Genomic DNA, 17,360 nt, shown 5'->3' with positions numbered 1-17,360 from the left:
CGACGCAGGATAACCCCTGCATCGCCTTTTCTCCAGTCGCGCGCACGAAACGCGCCGCTGGCCAAGCTTAGAAGCAGCGTCCGCAGCGGAACCCGCCGCATCTGAAACCGCCGCATCTGCATCCGCCGCAGCGGAACCCGCCGCAGAAACCGGCGCACACCCCGCCGCATACCCCGACACAGCCTCCGACACATACACCTGCGCAAACTCCGGCACATACACCGGCACATACTCCGACGCAGAAACCGATCCCGAAGCCGATGCACAGGCGAGGATCTCCCGCCGGGTACTGGGCCTGGGCCTCAGCCGGCGTGACCGGTCCGGCCTGGAACGCAGAAACCTCGAGATTCTGAAGACCTTGTTTAAACTCATCCATGGGTGTAACCCTCCATTTGTAAAATCATCGCGAGCGGTTCCGTATCGGTTATCGAATGCTCCTATCGACAAAATAACTTATGTATCTTCCTCCGCTCTTGTTACTGATTCGAACGCCCAGGAGAAATCGGCAAAAAGCCCACGAAATCTCCGCCATGGGCGGTATCGTGGGCTTTTGAAGGAAATCGCCTTTACCATTTCGATTCCTTGATCCCGCGGAAAGCGAGCCAGCGTTTCATGATGCCTCGCAGCTGTTTTTTACGCGAAAGAAGCAGCCGTTTCGTGAATTGCTTATGCTCGCCGCCAATATAACCTATTGGAACGCTGTTCAACGCGGCGTCGATTTGCTTCTCGGTCAAGCTTTCGATTTTGCTCACCATCGGCTCCAAAACTTCCCACGACGACTGCAGGCGCAGCAGCCCGCGCGGCGTATGGCAGAACCGCCAAACCCTCTGCCAAATCGGCGATCTCCAAGTCCCCCTCTTCCATTTCCGAGGTGAGCCGTACAAGGTATTGCCGTGGTCGATCAGGTACCAGTCGTATTTCTCCGATTCGCGGTTCCGGTACAAAATGAGGTTTCTGCCGTTGGAACGGTCGAGATTCGTGATCCAGGCGTCGAATACGATCAGCTGCCGCAGCAGATCGATGCGATTGACGTATCGGGCGGGATCCGACCGGACGTGTCCGCCGGCTTCCCGCCAGGTCACCACCTCGTCCGCGTCTTCCGCTATGGAGACAACTCCACTTCGGATGCGCCCGTCCTTCCCGCGGATTCGCGCGATCGTAAGTTCAGCTACCGGAAATCCCAGTATGGCCGCCAATTTCGCGGCGATATATTCGTTGGCGACGAACGGGCCGGCGAAATACCACTGCTTGCGGGTCGCGTACTTGAAATATCCGCGTTTGCCGGAAACGTGCCGAACGATCCAAACCTGCCCCTGCCTTTTGGCCTTCCATTCGCGAAGAACGGTCCAAGACTTCATTGGCATCCGATCACCTTCCGGCGTATTGGGAGAACAAAAAGTGGTATTGTCTCGCGATATCGTCCCACCGGTAGCTCTTAGCCGTTTCTTGGGCCCGCCTTACCTTCGTCTCCTTCAGCTCCGGATTCCGCCACATCCGCAGAATCGCAGAAGCGATATCCCGGGACGTCACGTCGGAGATGATTTCCGCGTTGCTTTCGTTCACGAAAGTCTGCAATCCGCCGTTGCGGGTCGCGACGAGCGGGACGCCGCTGGCCATCGCTTCCAAGGCGACAAGTCCGAACGACTCGTGTCGGCTTGGCACGACGACCGCCCCGTACCGGGGATAAAGCTGCCACACGGCCGCCGGGTTCCGCTTGCCCAGCCATCTGACTTTCCCCGTCAGCCTCTTCTGCCTGGACAGCCGCTTTAATCGCAGCGTATAGCTCTTGGAACCCGATCCGACGAGATCGAGTCTGATGCGCGGATGCGTCTTCCTAAGCAAGGCGATGGCGCGAAGCAGCTCATCGACGCCTTTAATGCGGTTCATCCTACCGACGAAAAGCAACCGATACCGGTTTTTGCTTTGTCTACGGTTGGCCCGTCTCTCGACGACGCCGTTGCGGATAACCCGAACGTCGCCTGTATAAGGATAAAAACCGAGAATGGCGTTTTTCTGCCAATCGCTCGGCGCGGTGACTGCATCCGCGAGCCGGATCAGCTTCTCCTGGCGAAGAGCCGTCTTCGCGCGGCCGACTTGGGAAGGCTCCAGTTTCACCGTAGAGTGGCATGTATAGACGATGGGCGTCCTTTCGTGCGTTTTCATGTACTCGGCCAGTTCGAGGCATTGAAGACTGTGAACGTGGATCAAATCGGGAAACGCGATTCCGTGCCGCTTTAGCCAGTTCAAGACCGGAACCGGCCGGAAGAACTGTGACGCAACCGAGTGGAACCGCGAATTCCGGGGAAACCGGATCACCGACAAGGATGGACCGTGAACGGCGGTTACGCGTCGCTCCTTCCCTTTGCAGATGACCGTGACATGCAGCCCTTCTCTTCTGGACAATGCGCGGGACAAGTGGGTCGCCACGACGCCCAGCCCGCCGATGATATTGCCCGCGTATTCGTTGGTCAACACCCAGATTCTCATGTCTTTCCCCCCTCCCTCGCGTAATCGTCCCATTCGCGAAGAAAGGACGGTAATCGAAGATCCGCAGCCGCAGCCGACCGCAGCTCATCCGTCAGAGCGCGTCTTCCTTTTGCGTTTGTTTTCCCGCTTCGGGATAGGATTTTGTACGCTTTGTTCGGAAACAGCAGCCATGCCAGAACAAGTCGGAGCTCGCCCGGCTCAAGCTTGGAGACGCCGCCGTATCCTTCCAACACGGCTTTCGCAGCCGCAAAAGACCACCCCCGGTGTTTGCAAGCCAGCCGGATCAGGCGATACAAATCGTACGCCCGCAAGTCCAGCCGGAGCGTCTCGAAATCGATGAGCTTGGGGTCGTCTCCGGTGAACACGAAATTCTTGGGTCCGCTGTCCCCGTGGCATAAAACGCGGCTGCGAGAGGAAACTCGGCAAAGCCGGCGGTAAGGGCTTCGCTCCAGGAGCCCGAGCGCTTGCTCTCCACGGCCCAGCAAGTCGTCTCCATTCTTCCTCAGCCAAACGTCCAGTTCGTTCCCGTTACCTGCCGTTTTCGCCTTGCTCACATATTTTCGAATGAGCGACAGCCGGGCTTTCAGGATAGCAGGCCAGCGCCCGGTCAGATCTAAAGCACCCTGCCTCGGGATAGCGGCACGCCTGCCGGCCAAATGGAACCGAGCCAATGCCGCCGCGCATGCCCGCAGGTCATCCGATGAATCCGGCGAAGGCTGCCTCCCTTGGATCCATGGCGTGAGAATATAGGTCGCTTTCTTTCCGCGAAGCCTGACGAACAGGGGCTTGCCTCCGATTTGCCGAGGATCGCGCCAGCATATGCCGGCAAATCCGTTCTTCCGGACGCGTCTCAGCGTCCTGTCCATCCATAAAATCCGCCGGACCGGGTATCGCATATGCTTTAGCGCATACGCCCTCCCGCCTTCGGTCTCGAGCCGATAAACGCCGGATTTCACGATCCGCATGCTCTTCACTCGGATATGGAACGCTTGGGCAAGCCTCGCGATCGTACGGTCGGTCAACGTTCATTCTCCTTTGCATCGGCCTTTTAATATCCATATGTAAACGGAACGTTAACGCGCGGTTTTCAGCGAGAAATGGGCCGACCGATAAGCCGGAATTCACATAACGTGGAGGAAGGAGGTGTCGTTTCCATTGAGGAAACGTTTCGGTATCTTGCAGAAGGCGTTTCCCCCGCGGGGGACGCGGGCGGCCGCCCTGTTCCGCAGGCCGGCGAAAACCTGGAGAATGTTCCATGCGGCGGGCAGAAAACGCGGATTGCAGGTGTTGTTCTTCCGATCGGAGGACGTGGATTTCCGCCGGCGCAGAATCCATGCCTGGTCTACCGAATCGGAGGACGGAAATACCGGCTGGAATCGAGCGTGGCATCCGTTTCCGGACGTTCTGTACGAGAACTATCCGGTAGGCGTCCGCGGCCGAGGAATCGGTGCCAGACCGGTCAAAGCGCGGATGGCCAAGCTCGGCATCCCGGTATTTAATCCCTTCTTTTTCAACAAAGCCAAGCTGCATAAGCTTCTGAATGAAAATTCGGAGATCGCTTCCCATCTGCCCGAAAGTATATCGGCAACGCGCGTTTCCGACATCTTGGCTCTCTTGAACAAGCATTCTTTCATCTACCTCAAGCCGATCCGGGGCAGCCAAGGCAAGGGAATCGTCGAAATCCGGCAAACGGGAGCGAATCGATATGCGGTGCGTACCTCAGGTCCGGCCGCAAAGGGGCTTCGGGACATCACGATGACTGAAGCTCGGTTGCGGGCGTTTTGCTTGAGGCGGCTCCGAAAGGGAAAATATTTGGCACAACAAGGGCTGGATTTGATCCGCCGAGGCGACCGTAAAATCGATTTCAGGGTCGTCGTTCATCGCGGCGAGGACGGACAGTGGCATGGCGCGGGGATCCGGCCGAAGCTGGGAAGGCCCGGATCGATCGTCACGAACAGCCATGCGGGAGGAACCAAGACCACGTGGGAGGAACTGCGCGCGTGGGCCGATCTCAGCGGAACGCTTCTGCCCGCTGCGGAGCATCTGGTGAAGCCGGCGATACTGGCCGTCAAATATCTCACCCGATTCCGGCCGACGCTCAGCCATCTGGGCATCGATGTCGCCGTGGACCGGAAAGGCGGCATTTACTTGCTCGATTTCAACGAAATTCCCGGCCGCGATCTGCTCACTCCCTCCATGCTCAAGCGGGTAACGGATTTGACGGCGGGCTTCGCCTCTTATTTGGCGGCTCAAGGCCGACCGCCTGCGCGAATCGGTGCGGTCAAGCATAAACTGCGTTAGCCCTGCCGCATCAGGGGCTGAACTTCCCGATGATTTGAGGCGCGCCGAATGAAGGTTCTAATGCTCGTCAACCGCCTGAACGTGGGCGGTACGGAAACCTATGTACTAGCGCTCGCGAAGCAGCTCATCAAGCTTGGCATCCAAGTCGGCGTCGGCTCCTACGGGGGGCCGCTCGCCCCGATGTTCCGCGCGAGCGGGGTGCAGGTCCACCTCCTCCCTCCGTCCGAACGAAGCCGCCCGGCCAAGTATTTCCGGACCCTGGCGGAGAAGAACGGCTACTCGGTCATCCACGGGCATGACACCCCTTCTTTTCGTTGGATTTCGGCTTGGGGCCAGCCGGGTAAAGGCAGGATCTTCGTCATCACGCTCCACGGAAAATACGTCGGTCAAGTACCTACCCTAAAAGCCGCCAAACTGGCAAAAGCCGTCGTCGCGAGTTCTCCCCAGATGGCCCAGTGGGGCGCCAAACGGGGAATCGATGCCGCGAAGCTCGTCTATTCGCCGAACGGAATCGACACGTTCCGGTTTAAGCCGGATGCCCGAACGGCCAAGTGGAAGGCCCGTTGGAAAGCCCAAAGCGCCTTTCCCGTCATCGTCTATGCGGGACGGTTCCAAGCTCCTAAACATCTGATCGCCTTGAAATTGATACAAGCGGCGAACCGTGTCTTGGCTCGTTTTCCGAAATCGGTCTTCGTGTTCACGGGCCCTGGACCCCACTTGAACACCTTGCGCAAAGCAGCGGCCGGCATTCAATCGAAATACGGAGTCCACCGGATGATCGTGCAGCCTGCTTTGTCGGACGTCCGGCAGCTCTATTGGGCGGCAGACCTCGTCGTCGGAACCGGAAGGGTCGCATTGGAGGCCATGGCTTGCGGGAAGCCGGTGCTCGCCGTCGGCGTGTCCGGTTATACCGGTCCGGTGACCCCGCAAACGCTTGCGCGGTCGATCCGCGACCATTTCGGCGATCATGGGGCTTCGGCGCCCGCCACTCCCGATCGGATCGCGGGTGGACTCGTCGAGATGCTGAAACAACCGAAACGGCTGAGCGAATGGGGCACATTCGGAAGGCAAACGGTGGAAAGACGATTCTCCGTGACCGGAATGGCCAAACAAATGTTCCGTCTCTATCGGCAAAAGCTGAAGCAGCCAGCTCAAATTCAGCGCCCTCCTTCCCAGCTTAAAGCCGTTCAGCAGCAGAAGCAGCCTGTCCCACAAAAGCCACCTCTCCTGCAGAAGCCACCTGTCCAGCAAAAGCCTCCTCTCCAGCAGAAGCTACCTATCCAGCAAAAGCCTCCTCTCCAGCAGAAGCAGCCTGTCGAGCAGAAGCCGCCTGTCCAGCAAAAGAAGCCGATCCTGAATCAGCCCCCTGCCTGGGCCAAAGCCGGACAGAAGCCTCCTGTCCCGCAAAAACCGCCTGTCCCGCAAAAGCCGCCCGTCCAGCCAAAGCAACCGATCCTGAATCAGCCTCCTCCATGGGCCAAAGCCGGACAAACGCAAAAACGATAAAAGGAGCCCTGACAACGGCTCCTTTTATCGTTCTTTTGCGGATAATCTCCTTGGGCTACCGGATTGCGAGCGCATAGTGAAGAATCAAGGCAACGATGACGCCGAATATCGCGCCGGCGAGCACCTCGCTTGGACGATGCCCGAGCAATTCCTTTAATTCTCCGCGGGATTGACCGGCTTGCGATAAGTTCGGATTGGATTTCGCCCATTGATTCAAAATCGATGCGTGAATGCCCGCGTGCCGCCGAATCCCCATCGCATCGAACATGGTAATGGCGCTCACGATCGCGGCGATGGCAAACAAGCTCGAAGAGAAACCGTCCCTGATTCCTATCGCCGCAGCAAGAGAGGTCACGGCCGCCGAATGGGAACTCGGCATCCCTCCCGTGCTGAAGCCTAATGCGGCATTCCACGTTCGGTGGGTGACGAGATAAATGGGCACTTTGATGATCTGGGCCGCAACGATTGCGATTAGCGCGGCAATTAGCGGGAAATTCAGGAGCACGGCTTGCCAACCTCCTTCTGCCTGAACACTAGGTTCGTCCATTAAACGGGCTTACATTCCATTAACCTCCCGTGCTTATCGATGATCGACTTGCAGTGCAGGTAAAGGATCATTGGCTGCCCCTTGGCTGACATATACGGCAGCAATGAGCGCGAACAGCACGGCGCATACCCGGAACGGCATCGGCAAGCCGAAACGGTCGGAGAGCCATCCCCCGGCCAGCGGACCGAGGACGACGCCGATACCCTCCACCGCGGAGACCATCCCCCAGCCGACTCCGCTGGAGGATTCCGGGACGTAGCCGGCCAGCTGCGCGTTCCATGCCGGAAGAAGCGCCGCGTAAGAAAGGCCGAGCAGACAAGCCAGCAACTCGGCCTCTCCGAAAGAACGCGCGAAGGAGACGGCGAAGACCGATGCGCCGAAAGTCCCGAATCCGCCGACCAGGAACCACCGCCCGCCGAACCGGTCGGACAGCTTGCCCATCGGAATGAGACCGAGACCCGCAGCCGCGCCTCCCGAAACCATCAAAACGGATAATTCCGCGTGGCTCAAGCCGACCTGCTCCGCAGCGAACCGCGATAAAATCGGCACCAGCAGGCTGCCCGCCATCGTCTGGATCATCATACCGGGCAGCAGCAATCCCATCGCCTTCAGCCGCTTCCGGATCTCCCGCAGCTGTTCCTCCATGCCGGCCGCGACGATCGTCTTGCGTTTCCCGGCGAATGAAATCAGAGCGGCCGCAAGCGTTGCGGCAACCGTAAGCGCGAGCAGGACGGAAAACGAGCCGCGATAACTGATATCCATCAGGACGTTCGTGACAACGGGTCCGAGCCCGAGTCCGGCCATCCAAAAGAGATAGAGAACGCCCATTTGCTCGCCCCTTCTCGCGGCGTCAATCCGGCTGAGGCAAGCCAGCCAGACCGGTGAGCCGCCGAGACCGAGAAGAGCGGAAGCGGCGATCAGGACGCCCGGAGACCGGGTTACGTTCATCGCGAAGAGACTCGCCGCGCCGAGCAGTAAACCCGCGATCAGGACGGGTTTATGCGGAAGCCTGTCCAACAAGTAACCGGCCAAGCATTTGGCGAAACTGTCCGCCAAGTAATGAACGGAAACGGCCACGCCTACGACAGACGCGGATATGTTCAACGTATCCGCTGCATAACTCGGCAAATAGGAAACCAAGAAAGCGCCGCGAACGAATTCGAGCAGAAACAACACCGCGAATAAAGGATCCAAAGGCACGCCTGCGATCCTGCCGAAAAGCCGGTCACGTAAAGTCATGGAGCACGCGCCTTCCTTTGCCTGGGACGAGTTGGCCATCCCGGTTCAATTGTCCGCTCAGGGGAAGACGGGACACGACCAACTCCGCGATATTCTGCGATGCGCGGCCGTTCACCGCGGCAATTCCGCCCCACGATACGCCATCGGTCAGATCCTGCAGCGATTCGCGAAGAGCGTTCCGATCGGCCGCAATCCTGACCGTGCCCTTGTCCGCCCAATATTCGGCATTCCCCCGTTCCTGGCCGGGCAGCGGCCGGTATACGATGACGGGCACTCGCAGCGCCAGCGCTTCCGTCAAAGTAAGCCCGCCGGCCTTGGTGACGATGCAGGACGAGACGGACATCAGGCGGTGGATCCCCTCCACGTATCCGAGAACCTTAACCGAAGGCAATCCCGCGAACCGATTGCGAAGTTCCTCATACAACTTGGCATTCCGCCCGGTTACCAGAATGAAAGAGAGATCGCTTTCCATCCCGATGAACTCCGGAAGCAGCGTCTTCAAGTCCGAAAATACGCCTCCCGCTCCCGCCATGACCAGGACATGGCGCTTATTCGGATCCAGACCGTACTCCCGGAAGACATTCCCCGCTCTCGACGGGGATTCGAACTCCTTGCGGAGCGGAATGCCCGTGACATGAATGCGTTCATCCCTCACGCCTCTCGCTTTCATCTTCGCCTTCAACGCATCCGTCGCGACGAAATACCCGTCGGTTTGGGGGTGCAGCCACCGGCAGTGCAAGACATAATCGGTAATGACGGTGTAGCCGGGAATGCTGAGTCCGTCTCTTTCCTTCATCCGGTAGAACGCGAGAAAAGGAAACGTATGGATCACCGCATCCGGCTGCTCCGCTTCCAGAATGGCTTTCAGCCTGCGCGTGCCCAATGAATGCAGCCATTTGGCGAAAGAACCGTCCGAATTCATTTCGTTCGTGATTTCATAGCTCCATCCGTACAAACGGGGAAACCGGTTCATGCTTTTATCGTAAAAATATCGGGAAACGGCATTCCATAGCGGATGCGATTCTCCGAACAAATCGACCAGCCGGACGTCGGTGACCCCAGCGGCCGCGAATTGCTCTTGCATCGCCCGCGCGGCCTGGTAATGGCCGTCGCCGAATTTCGAATATACGATCACGATTCGGGGCGTCGCCCGCATGGTTATCACGCCTTTCTTCTTCGTGATTTCAGGGTACTGCCGAAATCTCAACTCTCGGTGAAGAAGTTATTAAGCGTTTCTTAACCGTACGGCCGGGCGCCGGAAAAACAAAAAAACGGAGCGGCCTGATGGCTGCTCCGTTGCTCTATATGCCCGTTTATCGGTTCGGATCGGACCGGAATCGGTAACCGGTCCCCCATACGGTTTCCACGTACTTGGGCTCGGCGGGGTTGGCTTCGATCTTCTCCCTCAGCTTGCGGATATGCACCGTCACGGTCTGCGTGTCTCCGATCGCGTCGATGCCCCAGATGCGGTCGAAAATCTGGTCTTTGCTGAAAACGTGCTCGGGATGGGTCGCGAGAAAATAAAGCAATTCGAACTCCTTCGCGGTCAACATGACTTCTTTTTCGTTCACGTATACCCGGTGCTTGTCGTAATCGATATACAAGCCGCCGACGCGCACTTCATTCCGCGAGCTTTCCCCTCCGCCCGTCAGACGTTCGTAGCGGGCCATATGCGCCTTTACGCGCGCCACCAGTTCCGCGGGCTTGAACGGCTTGGTCATATAATCGTCCGCTCCCAGGCCGAGGCCGCGGACGAGGTCGATATCCTCCCGCCGCGCCGAAACCATCAGAATGGGGACGTTCGAATGTTCCCGGATCGTCTTGCACACGTCGAACCCGTTCATGCCGGGAAGCATGATGTCCAGCACGATCAGGTCGTATTGCCCCGTCAGCCCCAACTCAAGGCCCTGATTGCCGTCAGGCGCGATATCCACGCGGAATCCGTTGATTTCGAGATAATCCCGTTGCAGCTCCGCGATGCTGGGTTCATCCTCAACGAGCAATATGCGTTTCGCCATCCGTGTCCCCGCTTTCTTCGCCCCCGAGAAGGGGAAGCTTGATCAGGATCGTGGTGCCGATCCCCTTCTCGCTTTGCGCTTCGATGCTTCCTCCGTGCTCCTCCATGATCTGCTTGGCGATCGCCAGGCCGAGACCGGTACCTCCCGTTTGGGTACTTCTCGAGGCTTCCGCGCGATAAAACCTTTCGAACACATGGGGAAGCGCTTCCTGCGATATCCCCGCGCCGTTATCGCGCCAGGCGATAACGGCACGTTCGCCTTCCCGGAATACGCGCAGGCTCATTCGGCTGTCCGGCTTATCCGCGTATTTGATGCTGTTGGCCACGACGTTCGCGAGCACGCGCCGGAATTGGTCCCTATCCATGAGTACCGACGCCTCGGAAGGAATATCGAATATCGGCTCGAACCCGATCGATCGCTTGTCCATTTCGAAATGCAGCTCTTCCGCCCAATCCTTCATGAATCCGGCCAGCGGAACGGTTTCGAATGAGAACGGGATCCGATGCAAATCGAGCTTCGCATACAAGAACAGCTCGTCGATCAGCCGGTCCATTTCATCGGCTTTCGCGGATATGGTCCGGATATATTTATCGCTTTTCTCCGGCGTGTCGGCGACCCCTTCCAACAGGCCGTCCACGTATCCCCGGATGGCGGTGATCGGCGTCTTCAAATCGTGCGAAATGCTCGAAATCAATTCCTTGCGGTTGGCCTCGTATTGCCGCTGAAGCGCAAGGGACTTTTGGAGCTGGTCCCGCATGTCCTCGAAAGCGATCCCGAGCTGCCCGATCTCGTCTTTGCTTTCCACTCTCACCGTGAAATCGAGATTTCCTTCGCGGATGCGGCTCGCCGCCGTTTTCAACTGCCGAAGCGGGCGAATAATCGTGCGGGACATGACGTAAGTCAATATCGCGTGCGTCGCCACCAGGATCACGAGCAAGATCGTGAAGAGCATCGGAAAATACCGGCGCGCGAAATAAGCGATGGGATCCATGCGCGTCCAGAAATACACGGAATTTCGGCTGCCCTGGGAGCTAAAATCATATCGGGAACCCACATAGTAATCGTTTCCGATCCGAACCGCAGGCAGGCGGGATTCGTAGCCCGCATGCCGGAAAGAAGGCAGCAACGCGGTTAAACCCTTTACGTTCGTCAAAGGATCCGAAGTGTAGACGATTCGGGAATCCCGGCTCCATATGAGTCCGGTACCGGTTCGTGCCAACTCTTCCCCGACTTCCCGAAAATACGCGGCATCCGGCGCCGCGTTCGGATTGCGGGCGATCGTCCGATCCAGCTCATGGATCGCATGTCCGACATCTTCTCGATCGAACATATTTTCCGTCTGCTCATACAACGCCTTGACGTTCTGGAGGCTGCCCTGAAAGGCCGTGATCAGCATGGCGGAAATCAAAAGAATGAGAATAAGCGGCACGAAAAGCATCGCCGCGTAAGAAAGGATGAGTTTCGTTCGGATGGACATCTTTCGGCAAGCTCCTTCGGCGGTCGTCTCGTACCAACATATGCGATTCCTTGCCAAAGTACAAGAACCCCTCTCCGCCCTTTGGAACATCTCCTTTGTCCGATCATGCCACCCGATTCTGAAAATCCAGTGATGAAAGCATTAAGCGTTTCTTAAATCGATCTCCGAATGAAGGCTGCACATCCACCCATTTCGTCCCCATCCCCGCCGTTCGGTCGAAACTGGGTTCACTGCATGTATCACTCGGACATACATTGAAGATGATCTCCCACACTGAAGCAGGTGACGATACATGCGAATCGCCATCATCGCGCCGGAGCAGATTCCCGTCCCTCCGATCCTGGGAGGTTCCGTGGAAATTACGATCCTCGCGATTGCCAAAGAATTGGCGAAGCAACATTCGGTAACGGTCATCAGCCGTTCCCACCGGCGTTACCCGGCGTATTCCGCCGTTTCCGGGGTCCACATCTACCGGGTCGCGACCGGGAGCCCGGAGAAGTATTTGGCGAACGTAAGGAGCTTCCTGCAGGGAAAGTCCTTCGACGTCATCCAGGTCGACAATCGTCCGAAATTCGTCCCTTCGCTTAAAAAGATGTTCCCGAACGCCGTCGTGTCTCTCTTTTTGCACTCGCTCACGTTCGTCAGCCCCCCTCTCGCCACCCGGGAAGCGGCAGGCGCGGGCATGAGGAGCGCCGACCTCGTCATCGCCAACAGCGAGTCGCTGAAGACGCAGCTGACGAAGCGATTTCCGTTTGCCGCCGCGAAAATCCGCAAAGTCTGGCTCGGCGTGGATACGTCACGGTTCAAGCCGGCCGCATCTGCAAAACCAAGGCGGGCATTGAGACTGCTGTTCGCCGGCCGGCTCATTCCGCGCAAAGGCTTGCCCGTGCTGTTAAGGGCGGTGAAGCTGGCCAAACGCGCAAGCGCGAGACCGCTTGAGCTCGTCGTGGCGGGCGGCACGAAGAACGCGGCTTACTCCCGCAGCATGCGTGCACTCTCGCAGAAACTCGGCGTGAATGCCCGTTTTCTGGGCACTGTCCCCCATCGCCGCATTCAACAGGTGTTCCAAGATGCGGACGTCTTCGTCTGCCCTTCCCAATTGCACGAGGCGTTCGGGCTCGTCAACGTCGAAGCCTTGGCGACGGGAATGCCGGTCATCGCGTCCAGCATCGGCGGAATCAAGGAAATCGTCGTCCATAACCGCAACGGAATGCTGATCGCCCGCTACAAACAACCGCAAGCGTTCGCGGACGCGATCGTCCGTCTGGCGAACGACCGTTCGCTGCTCGGCACCATGAAGCTTCAAGCCCGCATGGATTGCATGGAGCGCTTCAGTTGGTCCGCGACAGCGAAACGGCTTGCGAGGCTGTACGCCTCCCCCAATCTGCATGGGGATGCTTGACGGCAGAGAGTTTACGCAGAATGTCGGAAGCGATCCGGTCGGAGGACCCGGGGACGTGCAAGCCGGACATGGCGTCGGTCAGTTTCGTTCGGGCCGTCTGCGAATGGAGCGTCCGCAAGCATTCCCTTAATTCCTCAGAGTGACGAGCGGTTAAGACTGCGCCCAGGTCGGACAAGACCTGGGCGTTTCCCCGTTCCTGTCCCGGCAGCGGACGGTATACGATCACGGGCAGAGATTGGCTGATCGCCTCGGTCAGCGTCATCGCCCCCGCTTTGGTGATCAAGCACCAGGCAATCGCCATCCAAGCCTCCATGCGCTCCACGAAACCCATCGCATGAACCCGGGGTTCCCCGGCGAACGCCGTCTCCATTTTCCGAAGCAGGTTCCGGTTCTTCCCGCAGACGAGCAAGACATCGCAATCGGAATGCTCCAGCAGCGTTCGGACCATCTTATTCAAGTGTCCCTGCACGCCATAGGCGCCGGCCGAAACCAGCGCGTATTTCCGGGCGGGATCCAGTCCCAACTCCGAGCACGCCGAATCCCGGTCCAGCCGTTGGGAGAATACGCCTCGGATCGGGATGCCGCTCACGGCGATCCTGTCGTCCGCGATGCCCGAAGCGGCCAAGGAGCGCTTCAATCCTTCCGTCGCGACATAGTAGCGGTCCGTGTCGGGATGAACCCACCGACTGTGCAGGACATAATCGGTCAACACCGTAAACGTGGGGATGCCGAGCGCGAGCCGCTCGCTCAACTCGGCCATTGCCAAATAAGGAAACGTATGAATGACGGCATCCGGCTTTAATCGGTCTACGATTTCCCTTAATTTGCGTCTGCCGACGGAGTGGAAAAGCCTGCTGTACATCGGATCCGGACGGAGACGGTTGGTAAAGTCGTAACTGAATCCGTACAACCTGGGAAAATAAGCGGAGCTGAGCAAGTAAGTTTTCCGGGAAATGGCGTTCAAGTTCGGGTGGGCTTCCGCGAACAGGTCGACCAAATGCACGCGCCCAATGCCGAGTGCCGCGAAGGATTGGCGAATCGATTCCGCGGCTTGGACATGCCCGTCGCCGAATGTGGCGTAAATGATGAGAATACAAGGGTTTTCGCGCATACGGACGCCCCCTTCATGGTTTCACGATAAGCCGCGAACGTTAACCCGGGATGAAGCCGAATCGTTTTCCTTGTTAACGGCTCCGCCCTCCGTTGCCTTCCAGACCGGCTTGGCCTATAATGGGGGCGCATCCAGACTTTGACGATCGGAGTGGGACCTATGAATTCCGCCAAACGATTATCGATTACCCTTTTCTTAGCCGCACTGTTGCTGCCCGCTTGCGCCGCGCAGAATGGACAAGCCTCCGCGCCCTCGCTTCATTCCCCGGCTGTACCGGTTCACACGGCCGCGACCAACAAACCGAAAGTGAATAAAATCGTGGTCGTGATCGAGGAAAACCATTCGTATAAACAGATTTTCAATAACCCGAACGCGCCTTACATGAATCAATTGATGAAAGCGGGAGCCAATCTCACGAATCACTACGCCATCGAACATCCGAGCCAGCCCAATTACTACGATTTGTTTTCTGGCTCCAATCAAGGGATCAAGGACGATAAGCGGCCGAAAACGAAATTCAGCACGGCCAACCTGGCTTCCGAGCTGATCAAGAAAGGCTATTCGTTCGGGGGCTATTCGGAAAGCTTGCCCAAAACGGGCTTCGACGGGTCGTTCGATTCCAAATTCAAATACGCTCGGAAGCACAACCCATGGACGAACTTCACGAACGTTCCGTCTTCCGCGAACATGCCGTTTTCGGCCTTCCCTAAAGATTTTTCGAAATTGCCCGACGTTTCATTCGTCGTGCCGAACCTGGACCACGACATTCACGACGGCACGGTGAAGCAGGCGGACGATTGGCTGAAGCAAAACTTGTCCGCATACGTAGAGTGGGCACGGAAAAATAACAGCCTTTTTATAGTCACATGGGACGAAGACGACTTCAGCTCCAAAAACAAAATTCCGACCTTCCTCGTCGGTCCGATGATCAAACCGGGCTCTTACGCCCTGAAGTCGAACCATTTTTCCCTGCTGCGGACGATCGAAAACCTTTACGGTTTGCCGCCGCTCGGAGCCAGCAAGAGTGCGGAGCCTCTGCAAGTGTTCCGTTAATAGATTTTTAAGAACCGGCCGGTATAGTGGGAAGAAAAAAAGAGGTGCCGTTTCGCATGAACTATACCTTGTTTCAACTCATTAACGGTGTGGCCGGCCGGTTCGACGGAATCGACGACATCATGGAATTTTGCGCGCAGGACCTGATTTGGGTTATGCTGGCCCTATTGGCATTGCTGTGGCTGACGGGAAAAACGGCCAATCAAAAGCTCGTTTTCTTCTCCTGTTTGTCGGCGGCCGTTTCGCTGTTGATCGCGGGGCTCGTGATTTCGCCGGAAGTGGGCCATGCGCGCCCGTTCGTCGATCATGCGGTTCACCAGCTGATCCCGCACGCCCCGGACGCTTCGTTCCCGAGCGACCATTCGACCTTCGCGTTTTCCGTGGCGTTCGTTCTTCTGTTCGCCCGCCGGAAAACGGGATGGCTTATGCTCGCACTGGCCGCTGTGACAGGCTTTGCCCGCGTATACGTCGGCGTGCATTATCCGGGCGACATTCTCGGAGCCATGGCGCTTTCTCTGGTCGTCAGCTACGGCGTATGGAAAACAAGCGGCCGTTTAGACGCGCTTCCGAATTTTTTCATTCGCGTTTACCGAAAATTAACGTCACGGCTGAGCTTTCTTCCCCACCCGTGACGCAGACATCCAGCGGCCTACCCTCCCGGCAGGCCGCTTTTTACCGAAGGAGTCCCGATGATACCCAAAATGCTGCCCGCCGCGCTCGGCGCGATGACCGTCCTTGCCCTTCTCCTCCTATTTCCCCGCTACACCTATAACGATCCGGATACCTTCTGGCACATCGAGCTGGGACGTTATATGGTCGAGCATCAGACCGTGCTTCACCACGCCATACATACCTTCTATGGGGACAAGCTGCCCTACGTCCCTCACGAATTCGCCTTCCAGATCGTGATTTCTCTCCTCTACACGGCGTTCGGATGGGCCGGCGCTTACTTGCTGACCGCCTTTTGTTTGGCTATGCTGATCTTCGGAATGGATCGTCTGACCCGGGTTTCCCGGACCGAACTCGGTCTCGAGCCACGGCATCCCCTGCTGCTGCCTTTTATCTTGCTCGTCGTCAGTTGGATCTTCTACAACTATTTCGCGATCCGCCCGCAGATGGTGTCCGCATGGATGATCGTCTGGTTCGTCGCGTTTTTGCGGGAATTCCAAATGCGCCCCAGCGGAAAAAAAACCGTACTGCTAACGTTACTGTCCCTCGGCGTGGCGAATTTCCACGCCGGCGTCTGGCTCGTGATCGCCGCCTTCACCGCCATGGCCGTTATCGAGACATGGTGGGAACGCCGATGGACGAAGCGCCATACGTTTACTTTCGCGGCGGTATTGCTGGCCGGACTCGCCAATCCCGGCGGGCTCAAAAGCATCCTGTTCATTCTCACCGTGACGAAGGGCGACTTCAACATGCTCATCAACGAGTGGCAGCCCATCCCCTTCGCGAAAATGGCCCATTTTCCGATTCTGTTGCTGCTGCTGTTCTTCGTTTCGATCCTGCCTTTCACGCTTCATCGGAAGCCGTTCCGATTCCTGTTCATGCTGGGCATCCTGTATCTCGGCGTGTCGAGCTTCAAGCAGAACCTGTTCATGTGGCTGTTCATCCCCTACTTCGCCGCGACGCTGCCGGACGAAATTCCCGCGCTTCGGGGCATGCGCGTGAAATTCGGGACGCGCAGCCTGGCCGTCTGCCTGCTCATCGGCCTTGCTGCGAATACGTGGCAAGTGTTCCAACAGCCTCCCGCCGTCGACGTCCGGCTCTATCCCGTGAAGGAAATGGACTTCATCCTGCGGCAAACGGCGGACGGCCATCGTCCGAAAGTGATGGCGTCCTACGGAGCTTCGGGTTACGTCATGTTCCGGGGCGGCGACGTCCTCTGCGACGGCAGGCAGGATCCGTTCGTGACCGACGAATCCAAAGGCGCGCTCGGCTGGAACGCCTTCCAGCGCTCCATGTACGGATTCGGGGAATATTTGCCCGAGATCGTCGCCTATGACAAGCCGGAATACGTGATCGCGAGGAACGACGTATCCGGCAAGTTGCTCGAGGACTGGTCGAAGGAGTTCGGGCCGCCTGCGTTCAAGGGCGATTTCGGCAGCGTGTTCGCGATTGCCCGCTGAATCCGCGGCCGCGTCTGCTGGACGCATTCCCAACATTTAAGCGGTCGATTTCGTAACGCTTACATCGATAGAATGAGAGTATCTCTTATT

16 protein-coding genes are annotated in these 17,360 nt (G+C 57.8%); 6 read left to right on the top strand and 10 right to left on the bottom strand.

Translation table 11 applies throughout. The features are described 5' to 3' along the window. Positions 1–67 precede the first annotated feature (67 nt). The 4 genes from EAV92_RS25175 to EAV92_RS06380 form a co-directional block, all read right to left on the bottom strand. Complete coding sequence (locus tag EAV92_RS25175) at positions 68–376, bottom strand: heterocycloanthracin/sonorensin family bacteriocin (RefSeq protein ID WP_123040292.1); 309 nt, start codon at positions 374–376, stop codon at positions 68–70. A 190-nt stretch (positions 377–566) separates the two neighbouring features. Further along, positions 567–1,364, bottom strand: coding sequence for a HipA family kinase (locus EAV92_RS06390; protein WP_164472646.1), 798 nt, complete (start codon positions 1,362–1,364; stop codon positions 567–569). Positions 1,365–1,368: 4 nt separating this feature from the next. Further along, positions 1,369–2,487, bottom strand: coding sequence for a glycosyltransferase family 4 protein (locus EAV92_RS06385; RefSeq protein WP_164472645.1), 1,119 nt, complete (start codon positions 2,485–2,487; stop codon positions 1,369–1,371). Then, a complete protein-coding gene (locus EAV92_RS06380; protein WP_123040289.1) occupies positions 2,484–3,509 on the bottom strand; it encodes a phosphotransferase in 1,026 nt (341 codons plus the stop codon). The genes EAV92_RS06385 and EAV92_RS06380 overlap by 4 nt, the downstream gene beginning before the upstream one ends. Positions 3,510–3,642: 133 nt before the next feature. Between EAV92_RS06380 and EAV92_RS06375 the strand changes: the two genes are divergently transcribed. Next, positions 3,643–4,788 carry a YheC/YheD family endospore coat-associated protein gene (locus EAV92_RS06375; protein ID WP_123040288.1) on the top strand — a complete coding sequence of 382 codons (1,146 nt, stop codon included), beginning with the start codon at positions 3,643–3,645 and terminating at the stop codon, positions 4,786–4,788. 48 nt (positions 4,789–4,836) lie between these two features. Then, on the top strand, positions 4,837–6,294 hold the full coding sequence (locus EAV92_RS06370) for a glycosyltransferase (protein WP_123040287.1): 1,458 nt from the start codon (positions 4,837–4,839) through the stop codon (positions 6,292–6,294). Positions 6,295–6,349: 55 nt separating this feature from the next. On the opposite strand, the gene EAV92_RS06365 is transcribed toward EAV92_RS06370, so the two are convergent. The 5 genes from EAV92_RS06365 to EAV92_RS06345 all read right to left on the bottom strand — a co-directional run bounded on the left by EAV92_RS06365 (position 6,350) and on the right by EAV92_RS06345 (position 11,575). Further along, the gene (locus EAV92_RS06365; protein WP_123040286.1) at positions 6,350–6,841 is read right to left on the bottom strand and encodes a divergent PAP2 family protein; all 492 of its coding nucleotides are present in this window, start codon (positions 6,839–6,841) and stop codon (positions 6,350–6,352) included. 33 nt (positions 6,842–6,874) lie between these two features. Next, on the bottom strand, positions 6,875–8,080 hold the full coding sequence (locus EAV92_RS06360; RefSeq protein ID WP_164472644.1) for an MFS transporter: 1,206 nt from the start codon (positions 8,078–8,080) through the stop codon (positions 6,875–6,877). Then, positions 8,067–9,236, bottom strand: coding sequence for an MGDG synthase family glycosyltransferase (locus EAV92_RS06355; RefSeq protein WP_123040285.1), 1,170 nt, complete (start codon positions 9,234–9,236; stop codon positions 8,067–8,069). The genes EAV92_RS06360 and EAV92_RS06355 overlap by 14 nt, the downstream gene beginning before the upstream one ends. Positions 9,237–9,393: 157 nt before the next feature. Beyond that, on the bottom strand, positions 9,394–10,098 hold the full coding sequence (locus tag EAV92_RS06350; protein ID WP_123040284.1) for a response regulator transcription factor: 705 nt from the start codon (positions 10,096–10,098) through the stop codon (positions 9,394–9,396). Continuing rightward, positions 10,073–11,575, bottom strand: coding sequence for a sensor histidine kinase (locus EAV92_RS06345; RefSeq protein WP_123040283.1), 1,503 nt, complete (start codon positions 11,573–11,575; stop codon positions 10,073–10,075). Before EAV92_RS06345 ends, EAV92_RS06350 begins: the two co-directional genes overlap by 26 nt. 292 nt (positions 11,576–11,867) lie before the next feature. On the opposite strand from EAV92_RS06345, the gene EAV92_RS06340 reads away from it, so the two are divergent. After that, positions 11,868–12,977, top strand: a complete 1,110-nt coding sequence (locus EAV92_RS06340; RefSeq protein WP_123040282.1) for a glycosyltransferase family 4 protein — start codon at positions 11,868–11,870, stop codon at positions 12,975–12,977. Here the strand turns inward: EAV92_RS06340 and EAV92_RS06335 are convergent. After that, the gene (locus EAV92_RS06335; protein ID WP_123040281.1) at positions 12,907–14,088 is read right to left on the bottom strand and encodes an MGDG synthase family glycosyltransferase; all 1,182 of its coding nucleotides are present in this window, start codon (positions 14,086–14,088) and stop codon (positions 12,907–12,909) included. The two genes, EAV92_RS06340 and EAV92_RS06335, sit on opposite strands and share 71 nt — an antisense overlap. A 159-nt stretch (positions 14,089–14,247) precedes the next feature. Here EAV92_RS06335 and EAV92_RS06330 point away from each other — a divergent pair, with 159 nt between their 5' ends. Genes EAV92_RS06330 through EAV92_RS06320 form a run of 3 tightly spaced genes read left to right on the top strand, consistent with a single transcriptional unit; the run spans position 14,248 to position 17,270 of the window. Continuing rightward, the gene (locus EAV92_RS06330) at positions 14,248–15,141 is read left to right on the top strand and encodes an alkaline phosphatase family protein (RefSeq protein WP_123040280.1); all 894 of its coding nucleotides are present in this window, start codon (positions 14,248–14,250) and stop codon (positions 15,139–15,141) included. Positions 15,142–15,197: 56 nt separating this feature from the next. Then, positions 15,198–15,773: an undecaprenyl-diphosphatase gene (locus EAV92_RS06325; protein WP_123040279.1), complete on the top strand. Its 576-nt coding sequence runs from the start codon at positions 15,198–15,200 to the stop codon at positions 15,771–15,773. 57 nt (positions 15,774–15,830) lie between these two features. Next, on the top strand, positions 15,831–17,270 hold the full coding sequence (locus tag EAV92_RS06320; RefSeq protein WP_123040278.1) for a hypothetical protein: 1,440 nt from the start codon (positions 15,831–15,833) through the stop codon (positions 17,268–17,270). Positions 17,271–17,360 lie beyond the last annotated feature (90 nt).

The organism is Cohnella candidum, assembly GCF_003713065.1.
GTDB classification, from domain to species: Bacteria; Bacillota; Bacilli; order Paenibacillales; family Paenibacillaceae; genus Cohnella; species Cohnella candidum.
Note: the sequence above shows the minus strand (reverse complement) of the source record. Positions and strands in the feature narration are given on the sequence as shown.

Excerpts from the sequence above, each read along its gene's own strand:
- EAV92_RS25175 (WP_123040292.1), bottom strand. The coding sequence starts at position 376 with ATGGATGAGTTTAAACAAGGTCTTCAGAATCTCGAGGTTTCTGCGTTC.
- EAV92_RS06390 (WP_164472646.1), bottom strand. The coding sequence starts at position 1,364 with ATGCCAATGAAGTCTTGGACCGTTCTTCGCGAATGGAAGGCCAAAAGG.
- EAV92_RS06385 (WP_164472645.1), bottom strand. The coding sequence starts at position 2,487 with ATGAGAATCTGGGTGTTGACCAACGAATACGCGGGCAATATCATCGGC.
- EAV92_RS06370 (WP_123040287.1), top strand. The coding sequence starts at position 4,837 with ATGAAGGTTCTAATGCTCGTCAACCGCCTGAACGTGGGCGGTACGGAA.
- EAV92_RS06365 (WP_123040286.1), bottom strand. The coding sequence starts at position 6,841 with ATGGACGAACCTAGTGTTCAGGCAGAAGGAGGTTGGCAAGCCGTGCTC.
- EAV92_RS06360 (WP_164472644.1), bottom strand. The coding sequence starts at position 8,080 with ATGACTTTACGTGACCGGCTTTTCGGCAGGATCGCAGGCGTGCCTTTG.
- EAV92_RS06355 (WP_123040285.1), bottom strand. The coding sequence starts at position 9,236 with ATGCGGGCGACGCCCCGAATCGTGATCGTATATTCGAAATTCGGCGAC.
- EAV92_RS06350 (WP_123040284.1), bottom strand. The coding sequence starts at position 10,098 with ATGGCGAAACGCATATTGCTCGTTGAGGATGAACCCAGCATCGCGGAG.
- EAV92_RS06345 (WP_123040283.1), bottom strand. The coding sequence starts at position 11,575 with ATGTCCATCCGAACGAAACTCATCCTTTCTTACGCGGCGATGCTTTTC.
- EAV92_RS06340 (WP_123040282.1), top strand. The coding sequence starts at position 11,868 with ATGCGAATCGCCATCATCGCGCCGGAGCAGATTCCCGTCCCTCCGATC.
- EAV92_RS06335 (WP_123040281.1), bottom strand. The coding sequence starts at position 14,088 with ATGCGCGAAAACCCTTGTATTCTCATCATTTACGCCACATTCGGCGAC.
- EAV92_RS06330 (WP_123040280.1), top strand. The coding sequence starts at position 14,248 with ATGAATTCCGCCAAACGATTATCGATTACCCTTTTCTTAGCCGCACTG.
- EAV92_RS06325 (WP_123040279.1), top strand. The coding sequence starts at position 15,198 with ATGAACTATACCTTGTTTCAACTCATTAACGGTGTGGCCGGCCGGTTC.
- EAV92_RS06320 (WP_123040278.1), top strand. The coding sequence starts at position 15,831 with ATGATACCCAAAATGCTGCCCGCCGCGCTCGGCGCGATGACCGTCCTT.